The sequence below is a fragment of the Amycolatopsis sp. NPDC004368 genome (assembly GCF_053602515.1).
Genome location: NZ_JBSGDT010000034.1, coordinates 1 through 19345, shown reverse-complemented (window position 1 = coordinate 19345; position 19345 = coordinate 1). Strand labels below are relative to the sequence as shown.

Annotated in this window: 9 protein-coding genes; 8 read left to right on the top strand and 1 reads right to left on the bottom strand. The window is 66.8% G+C overall.

Annotation, left to right across the window (positions count from 1 at the left end; all coding sequences use genetic code 11):
• Positions 1-61: 61 nt before the first annotated feature.
• From ACWEOE_RS33520 to ACWEOE_RS33495, 6 genes are all read left to right on the top strand, one after another.
• A complete protein-coding gene (locus ACWEOE_RS33520) occupies positions 62-1417 on the top strand; it encodes an MFS transporter (RefSeq protein WP_452016324.1) in 1356 nt (451 codons plus the stop codon).
• Positions 1414-3129, top strand: a complete 1716-nt coding sequence (locus ACWEOE_RS33515) for a dihydroxy-acid dehydratase domain-containing protein (protein ID WP_452016322.1) — start codon at positions 1414-1416, stop codon at positions 3127-3129. The genes ACWEOE_RS33520 and ACWEOE_RS33515 overlap by 4 nt, the downstream gene beginning before the upstream one ends.
• Before the next feature lie 10 nt (positions 3130-3139).
• The gene (locus tag ACWEOE_RS33510; protein ID WP_452016320.1) at positions 3140-4429 is read left to right on the top strand and encodes an FAD-dependent oxidoreductase; all 1290 of its coding nucleotides are present in this window, start codon (positions 3140-3142) and stop codon (positions 4427-4429) included.
• 3 nt (positions 4430-4432) lie between these two features.
• A complete protein-coding gene (locus ACWEOE_RS33505; RefSeq protein WP_452016318.1) occupies positions 4433-5728 on the top strand; it encodes an aconitase X in 1296 nt (431 codons plus the stop codon).
• A complete protein-coding gene (locus tag ACWEOE_RS33500; RefSeq protein ID WP_452016316.1) occupies positions 5725-6144 on the top strand; it encodes an aconitase X swivel domain-containing protein in 420 nt (139 codons plus the stop codon). The genes ACWEOE_RS33505 and ACWEOE_RS33500 overlap by 4 nt, the downstream gene beginning before the upstream one ends.
• A 1021-nt stretch (positions 6145-7165) precedes the next feature.
• Entirely contained in the window at positions 7166-7567 is a 402-nt protein-coding gene (locus ACWEOE_RS33495; protein ID WP_452016314.1) for a hypothetical protein, read from the top strand.
• Positions 7568-8296: 729 nt separating this feature from the next.
• Here the strand turns inward: ACWEOE_RS33495 and ACWEOE_RS33490 are convergent.
• A complete protein-coding gene (locus ACWEOE_RS33490; protein WP_452016312.1) occupies positions 8297-9109 on the bottom strand; it encodes a transposase family protein in 813 nt (270 codons plus the stop codon).
• 781 nt (positions 9110-9890) lie between these two features.
• On the opposite strand from ACWEOE_RS33490, the gene ACWEOE_RS33485 reads away from it, so the two are divergent.
• Together ACWEOE_RS33485 and ACWEOE_RS33480 are read left to right on the top strand one after the other, a co-directional pair.
• Entirely contained in the window at positions 9891-18659 is an 8769-nt protein-coding gene (locus ACWEOE_RS33485; protein WP_452016310.1) for a type I polyketide synthase, read from the top strand.
• Between the two features lie 59 nt (positions 18660-18718).
• Positions 18719-19345: beta-ketoacyl [acyl carrier protein] synthase domain-containing protein (locus ACWEOE_RS33480; protein WP_452016308.1), on the top strand; the 627-nt coding region annotated here is incomplete at its 3' end.

The window sequence follows — 19345 nt, the reverse complement described above, 5'->3', positions numbered from 1 at the left end:
CCTTCGTTGTCAGCGACATATCGCAGCGGAGCGGTATTCGTGATCGGAAGGAATTCCCTGGATGTCGACGACCGTATCCACGCCAGACGAGCGACTGACTCCGGAAGCACGACGATCGATCGTCGGCGGCATCCTCTCATTGTTCGTCGACAGCTTCGACATCTATCTGCCCGCACTCGTGCTGCCGGCGGTGATGGACTACTTCGAACCGCCCTCCATGCCGGCCACGACCAAGGTCACGCTGGTGACGGTCATCTTCGTCGTCACCCTGCTGGGCCGGCCGATCGGCGGGCCGATCTTCGGCAACCTGGCCGACAAGATCGGACGCCGCCGCGTCACCCTGATCACCGGCGTCGGGTTCACGATCGTCACGCTGCTCATCGGGTTGATGCCGGGGTACGCGACCTGGGGTTATGGCTCGATCGTCGGCTTGATCCTGCTCCGCCTGATCGGCGGCGTCTTCCTGGGCGGCGGCTACGCCGGGCCGGTGCCGCTGGCCATCGAACGCTCGCCGATGAGCCGGCGCGGGCTGGTCGGCGGTGTGATGGCGGCCGGCGCGCCCGCGGCCATCACTCTCATCAGCGTGATCCAGCTCGTGGTGCTGGAACGGTTCTCCGGCCCGGACCTGCAATCCTGGGGCTGGCGCATTCCCTTCTTCTTCGGCTTCGTGCTCGGAATCGCGTACGTCGCCTACTATTCGCGGGTCAAAGAGGTCGACCTCGAAGAGCTCAAGAAATCGCGCAAGGGAAATCGCGCGCCGCTTTTCGAACTGTTCAGCCGGCGCAACATCCGCGGTTTCGGGCAGGTTTTCCTCCTGATGACCGGTATGTGGTTCGCCGCCCAGATCGTGCTGTCCTTCATGCCCGGGCTCCTCGTCGGCGTGCTGCACCAGAACCCGTCCAACGTGAGCACGCTGGAGATCATCGCCAACGTCGCGACGATCATCGGCATGATCCTCGCCGGCGTGCTGGGCCAGCGGATCGGCCGCCGGAAACTGCTGCTGGGGTGCGCCGTCGCCATCACCGTCGGGGCGAGCGTCGCGTACGTGGTCCTCGTGCTGCTCGCGCGGTCCGGCGCCGGGTTCCTGCCGATCGGCATCGTCGCGTTCGTCGCCTTCGTGCTGCCCAACGCGCCGCTCGGCTGCCTGGTCGTGTACCTCAACGAGCGCTTCGGCGCCGGAGTCCGCTCCTCGGGCTACGGCACCGTCTACACCCTCAGCCTCATCCTGCCCGCGCTCTACAGCGTCTGGATCACCGTGCTGCAGACGGTGCTGCCGTACGAGTACACCGCGGTGGTGCTGATCGTGCTCGGCGGAGTGCTCTTCTTCATCGGCGCGTGGATCGGCCCGGAGACCAAGGGCACCGTGCTGCTCGGCACGCCGGTCGAATCGGGCCGGGCGACGCAGGCGGCCGAATGACCCCGCCGCGAACCGAAGGAGGAGCCACGCGCAGCAACCACCCGGTCGGCTCGCCCCGCTGGGCGACGACCCGGACGCAGTGGAAGTCGATGGGCTACACCGACGAGCAGATCCGGCGGCCCAAGATCGCCGTGGTCAACTCGTCGTCCGGCCTGGCCCCGTGCTTCTCGCACCTCGACCCGATCGCCGCCGCGGTGCGGGAGTCGATCGACGCCGCGGGCGGGCTGGCGTTCGAGATCCGCACGGTGGCGCCGACCGATTTCATCATGGCCGCCGGCCGCGGCGGTGGTTACGTCCTCTCGGGCCGTGACCTGGTGTCCTTCGACATCGAAGCCGTCGTGGAGGGCGCCCAGCTCGACGGCATGGTCTGCCTGGCCTCGTGCGACAAGACCACGCCGGGGCAGCTGATGGCCGCCGCGCGCACCGATGTGCCGACGCTGGTCATCGCCTGCGGCTACCACAGCTGCGGGGCCCTCGACAGCGGCCGGCGCGTGGACATCGAGGACGTGTTCGTGGACGCCGGGAAGCTGGCTTCGGGCGCGATCACCTTCGAGGACCTGTGCGCCGAGTCGGATCGCGCGATCACCAGCCCCGGCGTCTGCACCGGCATGGGCACAGCCAACACGATGCACATCGTCGCCGAGGCGCTCGGCATGGCGCTGCCCGGCACGGCGCCGACCCGCGCCAACGGCGCCACGATGTGGGCCGCGGTCCGCGCCTCGGGTGCCGCGATTCTGGCTGCGGTGGCGGCCGATCGGCGGCCCAGCACCGTGATGACGGCCGGTGCGGTCCGCAACGCGGTGGCCGCGGTGATCGCGGTGAGCGGATCGATCAACGCGGTCAAGCACCTCGAGGCGATCGCCGCCGAGCTGCCCGGCGACTTCGACGTGCACGGCCTCTTCGAGGAGCTCGGCCGCGAAGTCGGCCCGCTCACGGCCGTGCGGCCCAACGGCCCGGTCTCGATCGAGCAGTTCGACGACGCCGGGGGCGCCCGCGCGGTGCTGGCCCAGCTCGGCGACGTCGTCGACGGCTCGGTGGAGACCATGAACGGCCGCACGATGGCCGAGAACCTCGCCGGCGCGGTGGTCGACGCGACCGTGATCCGGGCCGAGCCGATCCGGCCGGAGTCGACGATCGTGCTGATGCGCGGCACTCTCTGTCCCGGCACCGGGATCGTGAAACTCTCCGTGACCGAGACGCGGGCGCGGGCTTTCCGCGGCCCGGCGCGGGTTTACGAGTCGGCGCCCGAGGCCACCGCCGCGATCGAGCGCGGCGAGGTGCAACCCGGTGAGGTGCTCGTGCTCCGCGGACTGGGCGTCACCGGAACACCCGGGATGGGCATGGCGTCGGCCGTGGTGTTCGCGCTGAACGGTGCCGGGCTGAGCGAACAGGTCGCCTTCGTCACCGACGGGCAGCTCTCCGGGCTGGTCAACAAAGGCATCGTCGTCGGGGAAGTCACGCCCGAAGGCGGTGTGCCCGGCCCGCTCGGGGTCGTGCGCACCGGCGACGAGATCGCGATCGACGTGCCGGCCCGCACGGTCGACCTGCTCGTGGCGCCGGCCGAACTCGACCGCCGGCTCGCCGACTACTTCGGCACCCGGGCGCCGCAGACGTGGCCCGCTCGCCCCGGTTCGTGGCTCGGTGTGTACGCCGACGCCGTCGTGCCGCTCGACCGGGGCGCGACGCTGCGCCGTTCGTCCACCTCGTCCTAAGGAGTTCTTCTTGCCTCACGCACTGTCCACGCTGCGGATCGACACCGTCACCCGGCCCGCCGACCGCTCCGCCGAAACGCTCGAGGCCGACCTCCTCGTCGTCGGCGCGGGGATCGCCGGCCTCACGGCCGCGATCGACGCGAAACGGCTCGGCCGCGACGTGGTGCTCGTCGACGCGCTGCCGGTCCTGGGTGGACAGTGCGTGAACTCGATGATCGGGCTGTTCTGCGGGATCTACGGCAACGCGCCCGAATACCACCAGCTGACCCACGGCATCTTCGACGAGATGTTCCCGGCACTGGAGCGCACCGGCGACATCGCGTACAACCGCACGCACACCCAGACCGTGCCCTACAACGAGGTGGCTCTGGGCCGCTGGTTCGAGAACCTCGTGTCGGAGCTGGGGATCAGGGTGGTGCTGGGGGCGTCGATCAGCGCGGTCGGACTCGATGGCGAGGTGATCGAGCAGGTGGACTTCGCGACCCGCTACGGCCCGGTCTCGGTGCGCGCCCGGGGTTTTGTGGACGCCACCGGCGACGCCGCGCTGGCCTGGGAGGCCGGGTTGCCGTGCCGGGTGCCGGAGCGGACCGTGTGGGGCTCGCAGCAGATCCGGCTCACCGGGCTCGTCGAGTCGGCCAGACCCGATCCGGCCGAGCTGGTCGCCCGCATCGACGAGAAGGCCGACGAGTACGGCCTCATCCGGCGGGACGGACTTGCCTTCTTCTTCCCGGGGCGCAACACCGCCGTGATGAACATGACCCACGTCGAGGCGCCGCTGAGCGCGGTCGAGGCGACCGAGGCGCAGCTGCGCGGCCGGGCGCAGGCGGACCGGGTCGTGGAGTTCCTGCGCACCGAGTTCCCGGCCGCGTTCAAGGACGCTTCCGTGCTGGCGTACGGGTTTCCGGGCCGCCGGCAGACGCGGTGGCTGGCCGCCGACCACCAGCTCACCCTCGACGAGGTCCGCGCCGGCACCGCGTTCGAGGACGCGGTGGCGCGCACGGCGTGGCCGGTCGAGCTGCACGACCGCGCGTCGGGTTACGCGTGGGAGACGTTCGAGCCGGACCACGTCCACTACGTGCCGCTGCGCAGCCTGACTTCGCCGCACGCCCGGAACCTGGTCGCGGCCGGCCGGTGCGTCGACGGCGATGCGGCGGCGCTGTCGAGTGTCCGGGTCATGGGTCCGTGCTCGGCCATGGGCAGCGCGGCCGCGCACGCGCTGGACCTGACCTTCGGTGGCGACGTCCACGACGTCGACCTGGCGGCGTTGCGTGACCGCATCCGCGACAACGTGGAGGGCTGAGCGGTGGTGTGGCTGACCGACGAAGAGAAGCGGATGCGTGACGGAGCCGAGGGCGGCGCGGTCGCGGCGGCAATGGACCTGCTGATCCGGTACGCCGACGCGCTCGGCGCCGAGCGGCTGTGCGAGACCCGCAATGTCGCGGGCACGACGACACAACCCTCACCGGCCAAGGAAAAGCTCGTGGCCGAAGGGGGCTGGGCGAAGGCGTTCTCGGTCATCAGCCTCGACTGCGACGACGAGCTGGAGATCCCGCCGATGGCGGTCCCGACCTGCCAGCTGCAGCACGGGTTCGGCGAGGACGCCCGCGGCATCATGCCCTACCCCGAGCACAAGATCGACCTGCAGGCCGAGGCCGAGGCGTTCGCCACCAGCCGCGGGGTGAACGTGCTGGCGACCTGCACGCCGTACCAGGTGGGCAACCTCCCGACCTACGGCGAGCACATCGCGTGGATGGAGTCCTCGGCGGTCGTCTACGCCAATTCCGTGCTGGGCGCGCGCACCAACTGCGAAGGCGGTGCGTCGACCGGTGCCGCGAGCCTGACCGGCCGGATCCCGTGCTGGGGCAACCACCACCGGGAGAACCGCTTCGGCACGCACCTGATCGAGACCACGTTGGCCCTCGACGGGTTCCAGGACTGGGGGCTGCTCGGCTACTTCGCCGGCGACGTCGTCCAGGAGGAGCGGCCCGTGGTGATCGGCGACCTCGGGTCTCCGGATTTGGCCGACCTCAAGCACTTCGGTGCCGCCGCCGCGTCCTCGGGCGGGGTCGAGATGTACCACCTGCCGGGCCGGACCCCCGACGCGCCGACGCTCGAAGCCGCGTTCGGTGGCGGCCCGATCCCGGAGCCGATCCGCTACGGCGAAGCCGAACGTCGTGCGGTGTACGAGTCGCTGAACTCGATCGGGCAGAGCGAGGACGTCGACTTCGTGCTCATCGGCTGCCCGCACGCCTCCCTGGAGCAGATCGGCCGGGTCGCCCGCGCGCTCGAAGGCCGGACGCTGTCGGAGAGCTGCGAACTGTGGCTGATGACCCCGCGGGCGCTGCGCACGGTCGCCGACCGCAACGGCTGGACCGACACCATCCGGCGCGCCGGCGGCCGCGTCCTCACCGACTCCTGCCCGGCCATGTCGCGCGTGGCGCCGAAGGGGACCAGGGTGTTCGCGACCGATTCCGCGAAGCAGGCCCACTACCTGCCGGCGATCCTCGGGATCGAGGCGTGGTTCGGCACGCTCGAGGAATGCGTCGACGCCGCCGTCACCGGCCGGTGGCGCGGCTCGCTCGCGAAGGCCGGCCGATGACGGCGGCGGGGGCAGTGCTCCGCGGCCGCGGGATCGTGCCCGGCCGGGTCCTCGGCGAGGCGCTGGTGTCGCACGAAACGATCTCGGGCTGGGGCGGGATCGACCCCGCGACCGGCACGATCATCGAACGCCGGCACGAACTGTTCGGCGTCTGCTTCACCGGCAAGGTCCTGGTGTTCCCCGGCGCCAAGGGCTCCTCGGGCTGGTCGGGCTTCTTCCAGTCGACGCGCCTGCTCGGCACCGCACCCCTGGCCATGGTCTTCACCCGCCTCACCACGAAGGCCGCCCTCGGCGCGATCGTGACCCGCGTCCCGGCCGTCACGGACCTCGACGCCGACCCGGTCACCCACATCACCACGGGCGACCTCGTGGAGGTCGACGCCGATCGCGGGCTGGTGCGGGTGCTGCCGCGCTGACGCCGGGCGCGCAGAGCAGCGCAGCCGGTCTCTCCGGGCCGCGGACTTGAGTCTCGTCGGATCGCCGTTACCCTGCATTCTAAGCAGTCGCTTTGTAGAGAGATCCGGTGATAGATCCCCGAATCGGGGATGTCATACGAGGAAGCCTAGCCGACGCCAAGCTGCGGACCCGAGGGAGGTGGCTCGATTGGGCGCTCGTCACCTACCTCTTGTCGCCCGAAGATTGGGCGACAAGAGGTAGGTGTGAAGGGTCGGCTAGGGGCCAACTGCACACATTGATCGGATGTCTACGGCGCATTCGAAGCCAGAAGATCGCGCCGCTTCGAGGTGCCCAGGAGGCCCGCGTGGCGTCGTGACAGCGACGACGGCTGACGATCGAGGCTCGCGATGATGGTTCGCGCCAGGCGTGGACGCGGGCCTTCAAGGGGGCAGAGTGCGAGCGGGTGGGGCTCACCGGTCAGAGCCGCCACCGCGGCCGCGAGCTCCTCGATGGTCGCCGAAGTTGCGCTCGACCCAGGTCAACGTGGTGCAGGTGAGCCAGTGCGCCGTGATCCCGGCTGCGCCGATCCAGGGCAAGTGCTGGCCCGGCCGTGACCACAGGGCTTCGTGACGTGAGCTCTGCATCGGTGTGCCCCTGCGTGCGCGAAGGAGCCGTTCACCGCCATTGCCGTCAGGGTTTCGCTGTGCGGTGTGCTCGGCCAGAGCGGCCAGCAGTCTGGGCGACCCCGGCTGTTCCGGCTGGAGGCGTCCCTCTCGTACAGCCGGGCCGTGCAGTCCGCGTGAGTGAGATCGATCGCTCGCAGGGGCCGGAGCTTCACCGCGGCGGCAAGCGTCTGGCGTGTGGAGGCGGATCGACAGCGCATCGAGATGCGGGTCGTTTCCGGTCGAAGCGACGCGATTGATATCGGATAGCTGCCGGTACGACAACGCGCGGTGAAGGTTCGCGTGGTGCCGGGGCCTCCTCACCTTCACGGCGGCGCCGCCGTGTCCGCCGGAGAGGCCGCCGTCCCAGACCGCGACCATGCTGCCGACGGTGTCGAGGACGTGTTCGCTGGCGGTACGCGGCTCGGTTGGGCTCGTCGAACGGCAGCGTCGTGACGGTGTCGGCCTTGGCGAGGAGCTCGCCGAACTCGGCGAGGTTGTCCGGTTTGACCTTGCGTTCGCGGTCGCCGGCGGCGGGGAACACGACCTCGAGGTGCCGAGCTCCAGCACGCCGCGGGCGAAGACCTGGTCGGCTCCGCGGGGCCAGGCAGGTCACTCCGACGGTGTCTTCGGGCCGATGGTCGGTGAGGGCGTTGCTGATGCCGTCGGCGACGACGGGGATTGCCGCCTCGGCCAGGGTGGGGCGCCCGGTGATTCCGATACGCGGCACGAGGGTCCCATTCCGGCGGCGATCAGTTCGGGAATCGCCTCGCGGGCGTGAGGCACGGTAGCGAACGGATTCCCGTCGGAAGTCCTTGAGCTTGGTGCCGACGCGGCAGGACGCCCACTGCGCGGGCACCGGCAGTCCTCGGTGATCAGCTTGCGGGCTCACTCTGGCGCCCCGGGGCTCAGCGCCCCGGAGAAGGCAGTCCTGGACGGGGCGGCCTTGCCTCGGCCGAAGCGGACGCAGATCGTGCCGGCCGGCTCAGCTTCGCCGCTCGACTTGATCCCCGGCTTGTGCCCGTGAGCCTGTCCCCGCATTCGACGTTCGTGGCCGATAACGTCCGCCTGTGGCGCCTTTGGCAGAGGTCCGCTTCCGAGCGGGGAGTCTCGCCGGCGGGCTGGGGCAGCGCGGTGCCACACGCTGTAGCAGAGGTGAATCGATCTGCTGGTACTGCAGCGGCGCGGCATGGCTATCGGTCAGGTCGTCGGGCCGAAGAGGCCGGTGCGACGGCCGCTGAAGGTGATCGGCCTCGGCTGGACTGGTCACGCGGCGGGCCGGCGGGGACTCGCCTCGCGATGCCGAAGCTGGCTTTCTCTGCGAGTTGCCAGGGTAAGGATCGACTTGCTCTCGACGGGGGTTTGAAGGCGTAGAACGGTTCGTGGGTGGCCATCGCCGGCACCGCCAGGCAGGCCGGCTTGCCCTCGCGCGGCGCCCTCGCGGACCGGCAATGGGGTTTTTCATCGTGGTTTGGGCTGGTCGGGGTGGGGTGGTTGGGTGTGGTAGTGGTCAGACTGTCCTGGCCCGGGCGCGATCGCGGACGTTTTGTTCGTGCTGGGTGAGCACGAGCAGAGCGCGTAGCAATGTGGTGGCATGCCGTGGTGCCATCCGGAGTTTGGTGAGGATGCGCCAGTGTTTGAGGGCGGCGAAGCCGCCTTCGACCGCGCACCGCATCGCGGCGAACGCCGTGTTGGCCTGTTTCTGCGCTCTCGTCAGCGGCCGGCGGGCTTCGGCTTTGTAGGGGGTGAGCACGATCTGCTGAGCGACCCCACCGCAGATGGGGCAGTGGCGGGTGGTGCGGACGTCTTTGTGCCAGCCCGGGAACCCTTTGTCCGCGGCCGGGGTCAGGCCGTGGTGGTGGAGGCGTTCACGCAGGCGTAGCCGGCGGGCGGCGGTGATGTCGGCGGTCTTGCCCGCCAGCACGGCCGAGATCCACAACAGGCGGCCGTTCTCGTCGGTGAGGGCGAGGGCGATCAGGCCGTGGTGTCTGTGTTTGCCGTTGTAGTTCGCGCGGTTGGCCCGGCCGGTGCGGCGACGGGTCCGGATCAGGGTCCCGTCCACCAGCACCACGGCCGCGCCCTGGCCGCTCAGCCGGCGCAGGACACGGGCCATCCGTGCGGCACGTGCGGCCAGCAGGCCGATGACTTCCAGCACCCAGCGCCGCACCGTGGAGGCCGACACCCCCATGCCGCCACCCCGGTCGGCCAGACGCGGATCGTGACGCAACACGGCCAGCACCACCAGCGCCTGCCCGCCCGGGCTGGCTTTGCGCCAGCGTGAGCGCACCCGGCCCCGGTGAACACGGATCAGCTCGGCGACCATGGACAGGGTCTGCCGCGACAGGGGAAGACTCACCTGGTAGGAAAGAGGCTCGAAGCCCTCGGCGGGTGATTGACCCACATCTCGATCTTGCCGAGGGCTTCACCCATACCCAGCAAGACCACCCCGTCCCGCCACCACTCCCCCGTTACAACACCAAAACAACCCAATGGGGCTTGGTCGAGGTTTGCCGCCACGACTCCGGCTGATCGTGTGTGCCCGATGCTACGCCGCATGCGGACGGCCTTCCGCACCTTCGTCGACAAGACTGCCGTTCGGGCGGCTTCGTCATCTGTGACCTCGGTACGCGGCGGGTGACAGCCTGAAACGATGGCCGGGGTGTGTGATCGACGCTGGTGGGTGCCGATAGCTCTGCTGGGGGCTATCCGCTCGGTGGGCGCGGAGACGCCAGGCTCTGGTCGTGGAGTTTGATTCGTGCGATGAGATGGGCGAACGCCGGCCGGCAGCTGAAGTTGCCGCTCTCGAACCACGGCCGGGTGACACCGTCAGCTGTGGTGGGCGATTGCTGGTGGGCCGAGAAGATTGATCTATCGGTCAAGAAAAATTGAACGATAATCCCCTTGACATAAGGGTTGGAACTTGTCATTCGAATTTGTAATAGATTTTGCACCAAATATCCCCGGTGATCTGAGTCACAGTTGGTGGTTGGAAACTTTCGGTTTCATGCATAATGGGAATATTGGTAATATGTGCGCGTCACTATTTCGGATACAGGAAGATGTGAAATCTTAAAGCAAAAACACGGTGCTGGTAAAAATGGGTCATGCGTATCGGGGAATGGCTCATTTTGGGTTCTCTGTTTGAATGTGCTTTTAGCGCAAGTATCGTGTTCTCGGCTCCGCTGCTGTCGAACCTTCAGGTGAGTGTGATGTTGCCTCGTTCTGACTCTTCCTCTGATCGTGGATTGATCGCTGTCGTTGGTGTGTCGTGCCGGTTGCCCAAAGCGGACCGTCCTGATGCGTTTTGGAACCTGCTGAGCAGAGGAATGAGCGGGGTCGGCTTGCTTCCCGAGTCTCGACGGGAGATGGTCGGTTCTTTCGGCGACGACCTGTTCGCGTCGGAGCCTCTGCATGCGCGGTGGGGCGGATTCGTCGATGACCTCGAGTGGTTCGATGCAGGCTTCTTCGGTATCTCACCCCGCGAAGCGGCGGAGATGGATCCGCAGCAGCGCCTGGTTCTGGAACTGGGCTGGGAGGCTCTCGAAGATGCTGGCATCATTCCTGCCAACCTGCGCGGTGAGCGGGCTGGGGTGTTCGTGGGCTCGATGGGGAACGACTATGCCGCGCTGACCTTCGCGCAGGGCGGCTCGAGCATCGGGCATCACAGTGCCGCCGGCATCAGTCGTGGCATGATCGCCAACCGTCTATCCTACTTCCTGAGGGCGACCGGTCCGAGCTTGACTATCGATACTGGGCAGTCGTCATCCCTGGTGGCCGTGCACATGGCTGCGGAGAGTTTGCGTGCCGGCGACTGCGGACTTGCGCTGGTGGGCGGCGTGAATCTGAACCTGATTCCCCAAAGCACACTGGCGCTGGCCCGGATGGGTGGCCTGTCGCCGGACGGGCAGTGCTACACATTCGACGCACGGGCCAACGGTTTCGTCCGCGGCGAGGGGGGTGCTTTCGTCGTATTGAAGCCGCTGATTCAGGCTATGGCAGACGGCAATCGAGTGTACTGCGTGATCCGGGGCAGCGCAGTGAACAACGACGGCGGCGGCGACAGTCTGCTGACCCCGAGCCTGGATGCTCAGCGGGAGGTCTTGCGAGAGGCTTACCGCAGGGCCGGAGTCGACCCGTGCGAGGTTGACTACGTGGAACTGCATGGAACCGGAACGGGGGTGGGAGATCCGATCGAGGCAGGCGCGCTGGGTGCGGTCCTGGGCGCTCGGCGCGATCCGCGCCGCCCCTTGCTTGTCGGTTCGGTGAAAACCAACATCGGTCACCTGGAGGGCGCGGCGGGTGTCGCCGGGCTGGTGAAGACAGCGCTGGCCCTAAGCCACCGCACCGTTCCACCGAGCCTGAACTTTCGGCAGCCGAACCCCGGTATCGACTTCGGCGGATGGCATCTTCGCGTTGCGGATCGGCTCCAAGCCTGGCCGTACCGCGAGAACGGCAGCACCGGCGAACTACTGGCGGGAGTGTCGTCCTTCGGCATGGGCGGTACGAACTGCCACGTTGTGGTATCCAGTCGGCCGCAGGCAGAGGTTGTGGAGCCGGGAATTGCGCCGACGGCAAACCTCGGCCGCTCTGTAAGCGGCCGAGTCTCTGCGTGGGTGATCTCGGCGCGGTCGAAAGCCGGGTTGCGAGGACAGGCAGCGTCTTTGGCTGAACACGTGACACGGCATTCAGCGGTGGATCCCGTCGACGTCGGTTTGGCACTTGTCACCAGGCGTTCGACACTCGAGCACCGGGCGGTTGTGGTAGGCCGCGATCGTGCCGATCTGTTGTCGGGATTGTCGGCTTTGGCCGAGGGTAAGGCCGACACGCGGGTTGCTTCCGGGGTTACCTATGACGCGGGCGCTGTCGCGTTCGTCTTCGCGGGGCAGGGTTCACAGCGGATCGGGATGGGCCGCCAGCTGCACGCCAGGTTCCCGGTCTTTGCCGAGTCCTTCGACAGCGTCTGCCGTCTGGTCGACGAAGCGCTGCCGCGACCGCTCGGCGAGCTGATGTTCGGCGATGCGGCTTACGCTCCCACCCTGGGTCGTACCGAGTTCGCGCAACCTGCGCTGTTCGCGTTTGAAGTGGCGATTTTCCGCTTGCTGCAGTCATGGGGCGTGTCGCCGGACTTTGTGGCCGGGCATTCGATCGGTGAGATCTCGGCAGCGTATGTCGCGGGGGTGCTTTCGCTTCCGGATGCGTGCCGGCTGGTGGTTTCCCGGGGTCGGTTGATGCAGAAGTTGCCGACCGGAGGGGTGATGCTTGCGGTTCGGGCCGATGAACGGGCTGTGGCAGACCTGGTGGCCGAGCGGGCGGATCAAGTGTCCGTCGCAGCGGTCAACGCCCCCAGCGCGGTCGTGCTGTCTGGCGCGCAAACCGCGGTCGATGAGCTCGAAGCGCATTTTACTGCTCGTGGATTCGAGACTCGCAGGCTGAGGGTCTCTCACGCTTTCCACTCGCCGTTGATGGAACCGATGCTCCAGGAATTCGGCGACGTTGTATCACAGCTGTCGTTCCAAACTCCCGCTCTGCCGATCATTTCGACGGTGACCGGACGGCGTGCGGACCTGTCGGATCCGGGCTACTGGGTCGGGCAGGTCAGGGCCACAGTGCGGTTCGCCGACAGCATCCGCGCTCTGGCCGGTGAGGGCGTCACTCGGTTCGTGCATCTGGGTCCGGATGCCACGCTGTCGGCGCTGACCACCGAGACGATCGAGCAGAGTGGCATCGATGGTGCTTTGGTCGTTCCGGTCGCGCGCAAAGATCGCGACGACGCGGTGACGGTGCTCAGCGCTCTGGCTGAGCTGCACGTGCACGGTGCGAGTGTGGACTGGACCGCTGTGTTGACGGCGCCCGAGGTGTCCGGACGTGAACCGTGGGTGGACTTACCGACTTATGCCTTTCAGCGTGAACGGTATTGGTCGGACAAGCCTCTAACAAATCGCGACTTTTCTCCCACCGCCGTCAGCGTACCGGATTCGCGTCAGAGTGATTCGCACGACGATCCCCTGCCGGAGACCGACGGCCTGAAGGCGCGGCTGACCGGGATGAGCCGAAAAGCACAAGAAGCGCTTCTGGTCGATCTGCTCCGTGAGGAAGCAGCTGTCATCTTGGGATTCACGAGCGCGAGACTCGTCGAGATGAAGACCGCGTTCAAAGAGCTGGGCTTCGACTCGGTCATGACCGTCGAGCTGAGCGGGCGCATCAACGCGGCGACCGGGTTGAAATTGCCGGCAACTGTGGTCTTCGAAAATCCGACCATAGCTTCCCTGGCCGGCCGTGTTCTCAGCGAGCTTGCGGGGCCGAACGGCGGTGATGAAGCCCCGCGCGCACCGGGAGACGCCCTTGCTGTGGCGGAAGACGACCCCCTGGCGATCGTGGGCATGGCCTGTCGGCTTCCCGGTGGGGTCTCGTCCCCAGAGGAACTGTGGCAGCTGGTAGCCGCAGGAGGCGAGGGGATCGGCGAATTTCCAGCGGATCGGGGCTGGGACTTGGACTCGGTGTACGACCTGGCCGGCGCGACCGCTCCTGCGCGGCGGGGCGGGTTTCTCTACGACGCGACTACCTTCGATGCGGAATTCTTCAACATCGCGCCGCGCGAGGCACTGGCGATGGATCCGCAGCAGCGCTTGCTTCTTGAAGCCACGTGGGAGGCGTTGGAACGGGCGGGAGTCAAGCCTGAATCGCTTCGTGGAACCTCGACGGGTGTCTATATCGGAGCTAGCCCGCAGGAATACGGACCGAGACTCGAGACTGCGGGGAGTTCTCAAGGTTTTGTCCTGACCGGTATCTCACCTAGTGTCTTGTCGGGCCGGGTGGCCTACGTCTTCGGTTTTGAGGGTCCTGCTGTGACGGTGGATACGGCGTGTTCGTCGTCGTTGGTGGCGTTGCACCAGGCGGGTCAGGCGTTGCGCTCGGGTGACTGTGATCTGGCGGTGGTGGGCGGGGTCGCGGTCATGTCCACGCCGGGCATGTTCGTCGAGTTCGACCGGCAAGGCGGGCTGTCTGCCGACGGCCGGTGCAAGTCATTCGCGGAGGAGGCGGATGGCACCGCGTGGTCGGAGGGCGTGGAGGTGCTCGTAGTCGAGCGACTGTCCGATGCTCGACGGCGTGGCCATCGGGTTCGGGCAGTGGTCCGGGGCTCGGCGGTCAACCAGGATGGAGCGTCGAACGGGCTGACGGCGCCTAACGGGCTTTCACAGCAACGCTTGATTCGGACGGCCCTCTCCGCCTCGGGTATTTCCGCGGCTGAGGTCGACGTAGTCGAAGCCCACGGCACGGGCACTCGATTGGGTGATCCGATTGAGGCTCAGGCGTTGCTGGCGACGTATGGGCAGGATCGGCCGGCTGATCGTCCTCTCCTTCTGGGCTCCGTGAAGTCGAACATCGGGCACACCCAGGCCGCGGCCGGTCTGGCAGGTGTGATCAAGATGGTGATGGCCATGGAGCAGGGCTTGGTCCCCCGAACCTTGCACGTCGACACGCCAACGTCGCAGGTCGACTGGACCGCTGGCAACGTCCGGCTGCTGACTGAAACGGTGCCTTGGCCCAGCACCGACCACCCGCGTCGTGCCGGCGTTTCTTCGTTCGGTATCAGCGGGACAAACGCCCACGTGATCATCGAACAACCACCGGCTCTCGCGGCTGTACGGCCGGAAGGCCACAGCAGGACCGGCCAGCGCTTCGACGCCGACCGAAGCACGGATGTCGCGGTGCCATGGGTGGTGTCGGCTCGGTCGCCGGCAGGGTTGAGAGCTCAGGCAGCGCACCTCGTCGAACATGTCGTGGAGCACGACAGCCTCGGCTTGGCGGATCTCGGGCGTGCGTTGGTGACAGAGCGCTCTGCGTTCGAACATCGTGCGGTGGTCCTGGCTCATGATCGGGATGGCCTGGTGGAAGGGATGTCCGCTCTGTCCGAGGGTGTGCCTGACGCGCGAGTGGTGTCAGGAATTGCCCGTGAGATGAGCGGGGTGGTGTTCGTATTCGCGGGGCAAGGTTCGCAATGGGCTGGTATGGCCGAAGATCTTTGTGAGTCCTCGTCGGTGTTCCGCATGGCGCTGGAGGCCTGCGAGCGTGCACTCAGCCCGTGGGTGTCGTGGTCGTTGCGTGAGGTGCTGGCTGATCCGGTAGCACTGCAGCAGGTGGACGTGGTGCAACCCGCGCTGTGGGCGATGATGGTGAGCCTGGCCGAGTTATGGCAGTCGGCCGGGCTTCGTCCTGATGCAGTGATGGGACATTCACAGGGTGAGATTGCAGCGGCGTGTGTGGCAGGCGTTTTGAGCCTTGAGGAAGCAGCACGAATCGTGGCGCTGCGCTCGCAGGCGTTGACTGTCTTGAGCGGGCGCGGGGCGATGGCTTCGTTGCGGCTCAGTCGCGAAGAAACAGTGGAGCTGCTGGCGAAATGGCGAGGACGGGTAGCCGTCGCGGCGCTCAACGGCCCCGACTCCACGGTGGTGTCCGGCGACGCTCCGTCGGTCGAAGAGCTGGTCGAGTACTTGAACGAACGAGGAGTTGAAGCGCGTAAGATCGCGGTGGATTACGCCTCACACGGAACAGAGGTGGACGCCATCCGCGAGGAGCTACTCGTGGCGTTGGGATCGGTGTCACTGGGGAGTTCTCGAACCGCGCTGTGCTCGACGGTCACGGGCGCGCCGATCGAGCCCGCCGAGATGGGCGCACACTACTGGTACGCCAATTTGCGGGAGCCGGTTCTTTTACACCAGGCGGCTCGGACTCTGCTGGAATCCGGGCACCAGGTGTTCGTCGAGGTCAGCCCGCACCCGGTCTTGACCTCGGCGCTGGAAGAGACCATCGAAGAGGCCGGCGCGGTCGCGAGTGTCGTCGGAACGTTGCGGCGCGGGCGCGGCGGGCTGGATCGTTTGCTGCAGTCGGCCGCCGAGCTGCACGTGCTGGGCACCGACATTGATTGGCCGGCGCTGTTCGGCGAGCTGGACCCCGTCGCGGGCGCCGAGTGGGTCGACTTGCCGACGTACCCGTTTCAGCGCGAGCGGTTCTGGCCTGAGACCGACCGAGGCGCCGGTGACGTGACTGCCGCCGGTCAGACGGCGATGGACCACCCGCTTCTCGACGCCGCAGTCGAACTGCCGGGCCGGCACGAGATCGTCTTCACTGCCCGGTTGTCGCTCGCGACTCATCCGTGGTTGGCCGATCATGTGGTGGCCGGTGTGGTCGTGCTACCCGGCGCAGGGGTTCTCGAGCTGGTCACCAGGGCTGGTGACCAGCTCGGCTGCGCGGGCATCGAAGAACTGACGATCCAGGCGCCGCTGATCATTCCGCATCAGGGCGGCCTGTCTCTGCGAATCGTGCTCGAAAGTCCGGATGAGCGGGGTCGGCAGGTTATGCGTCTACATTCCCGACCGGACACCGACGGGTCGACCTCGGAGTGGATCGAGCACGCCACAGGTGTGCTCGCGCAGGAACTGCCGGCGGTGGACGCAACGCGTTTCGGACCGCAGGAAGGGCCTTGGCCGCCGGTCGGTGCGGAAGCCGTTCCACTCGATACTTGCTATCAGGATCTCGCCGCTGTCGGGCTTACTTACGGCCCGGTTTTCCAAAGCCTGCGGCGAGTTTGGCGCGCCGATTCCGACGTGTTCGCCGAAGTGCGACTTCCTGAGACAGAGCAAGACAGTGCCTCGCGGTACGGCTTGCATCCAGTTCTGCTCGACGGGGCGTTCCAGGTACATTTGCTCACCGGGACAGCTGATGAGGCTCGGCACCTGCCGTTCTCCTTCAATGGAGTCCGGCTGTACGCCCAAGGCGCCACTGCTCTGCGTGTGCACTTGAGCACTGACGGGACCGGGTCGGTCGCGGTGCGAATGACCGACGCTGATGGCCGCCTCGTGGCGTCGATCGATTCACTGGTTACCCGAGAATTCGAGGCTCGCCGAATTCTGGCGGCCGCACAGTACAGTCAGGATCAGCTCTTCCATTTGCAGTGGATCCGATTCCGTGGTGACGGCGCATCTCGCTCCGCGTGGGGTGCAAACCGGCGAGCGCCGTGGGTCGTCGTCGACGCTCGGCTTCCCGGCCGCGCCGTCGCGGTCGCTGGGGCGCGGACCGTGGCGAGTCTCAGCGAGCTGGAGGCGGTGCTCGGCACGGACGGAGAGCCGCCAGAAGTGGTGCTCATTCCGGTCGAGGGCGGAGGTGACCGAGGAATCTCCGAGGCAGTGCGGAATGCCACTACGCGTGTGTTGGCCCACCTCCGGACTTGGCTGGCTGACGAGCGGTTCAGCGGCTCGCGCCTTGCCTTTCTCACGCAAGGCGCGATCGGCGGGGATGAGGGCTGCTCGTCGGCCCGTATCGCGGCCCGAGCGGTTTGGGGCCTGGTTCGCGCCGCTCAAGCCGAGCATCCGGGTCGTTTCACGCTGATCGACACCGAACCCGAATCGGCAGCCCAGTCATTGCGACGGGACGTTCTGGCCGAAGCCATGGCCTCTGGTGAGCCGCAATTGACCGTCCGAGGTGGGGAAGTCCGTGTTGGCCGATTGGCGAGGTTACCTCGGCCGAGGCCAGACTCTCGTTCTTGGAACTCTGCGGGCACGGTGCTGATCACCGGTGGCACCGGTGGGCTGGGCCGGGTCATCGCGCGGCATTTGGTCGATCACCACGGGTCCCGTCACGTTGTGTTGGCCAGCCGCCGCGGTGACACGGCAGAAGGTGCCGCCGACTTCGTAGCCGAGCTGAGAGGCGCAGGGGCCGAGGTCTCAGTGATTGCCTGTGATCTGGCAGAACGACGCGAGGTAGAGAGGCTGTTGTCCACGATCGCGGTTGAGCATCCACTGACTGCGGTGATTCACGCCGCCGGTGTGCTCGACGACGGCGTGGTCGCGTCGATGAGCGATGAGCGCCTGGATACTGTGCTACGTCCCAAAGTCGATGCGGCCTGGCATCTACACGAGTTGACAGCGGATCTGGATCTGGCCGCTTTCGTCATGTTTTCTTCAGTTGCCGGCACTTTGGGAACTCCGGGCCAAACGAACTACGCAGCTGCCAACGCGGGCTTGGACGCGATTGCCGAGTACCGGCGCGGGCTCGGCTTGCCCTCACTCGCGATCGCTTGGGGACTCTGGGTACAGCCGACGGGGATGACGGCCTCATTGAATGACCGCGACGTTCAGCGGTCAGTCCGATCGGGTATGTCGCCGTTGGACGACGAGCGAGGACTCGCCTTGTTCGACTCCGCGCTGCAGTCGGAAACTGCCACCGTAGTCGCGATGGAGCTCGATTCGGCGGTGTTGCGTGCCGGAGGGGAGCACGCTCCGCTCGTTCTGCGCGGCCTCTTGCCATCGGGCTCACTGCGTCGGCCGACGGCTACCGGAACAGGTGGCGGTGTGTTGATGGAGAAACTCACCGAGCTGTCAGAACCGGAACGTCGCCACGCTCTGCTCGAGCTGATCGCCGACCAAACGAGAGTCGTGCTGGGTCACACCGGCGACAGCGTGATCGATCATGGACGGTCTTTTCACGACATGGGTTTTGATTCCCTAACCTCAGTAGAACTTAGGAACCGGCTCGCTGCCGAGACCGGTCTGAAACTACCGGCGACGCTCCTTTTCGACGAGCCCAACCCGGCGGCCCTGGCTCGGTATCTACTGATCGAATCCACCGCCGGAACCGGCGCTGTAGGGCCGCGGCAGGTGACCGCGGACGTCGGGCTGGCTTCAGTGGAAACCGCCGTCACGTCCGGAAAACTTGCCCCCGAGGAACGGCCCGCAGTGATCCGCAGGCTGACGTCGTTGCTTGCTGCGCTTGAGGGAGACGCGGCAGCCCCTGGGCCGGCGGTCGCCGACAGGCTGGCGGGGGCTTCCGACGACGAGATGTACGACTTCCTTGGGAAAGAACTTGGCATTTCCTGAGTTTATGAGCACTGCTGTCGCCTCCAGGTCGAGGCGCGAGGTTATCGAATGAGGCGACAATGAATGACGACGACAAGCTGCGGCACTTTCTGAAGCAGACTGCTGCCGAGCTCTACGAGGCTAGGCGGAAGCTGAAGTCTGTGGAATACCGGCAGAAAGAACCTGTCGCAATAGTAGGGATCGCTTGCCGCTTTCCGGGTGGTGTCGAGTCGCCGGAGCAGCTCTGGGATCTGGTCGCCGACGGCCGCGATGCGGTCGGACCCTTGCCTGAGAATCGAGGCTGGGACCTCGCGGAATTGCGGAGCCGTGAGTCGGATTCCTTGTCAACCGATCAAGGTGGGTTCCTTTCGGGAGCGGATCTTTTCGATGCTGGGTTCTTTGGTATCTCGCCGCATGAGGCGCTGGCAATGGATCCGCAGCAGCGCCTGGTACTTGAGGTGGCCTGGGAGTCTTTGGAACGCGGCCGAATCGATCCATTATCACTTTCCGGAAGTAGGACCGGTGTTTTTATCGGCGCAATGAACTCGGAATACCGCCCGATTTTGCCACACGACGGCAGTGAGCCTGGCACTAGCCCTCTGGTTGGAAAGTTGTCGAGTGTGTTGTCGGGTCGGGTGGCGTATTCGTTTGGTTTTGAGGGTCCTGCTGTGACGGTGGATACGGCGTGTTCGTCGTCGTTGGTGGCG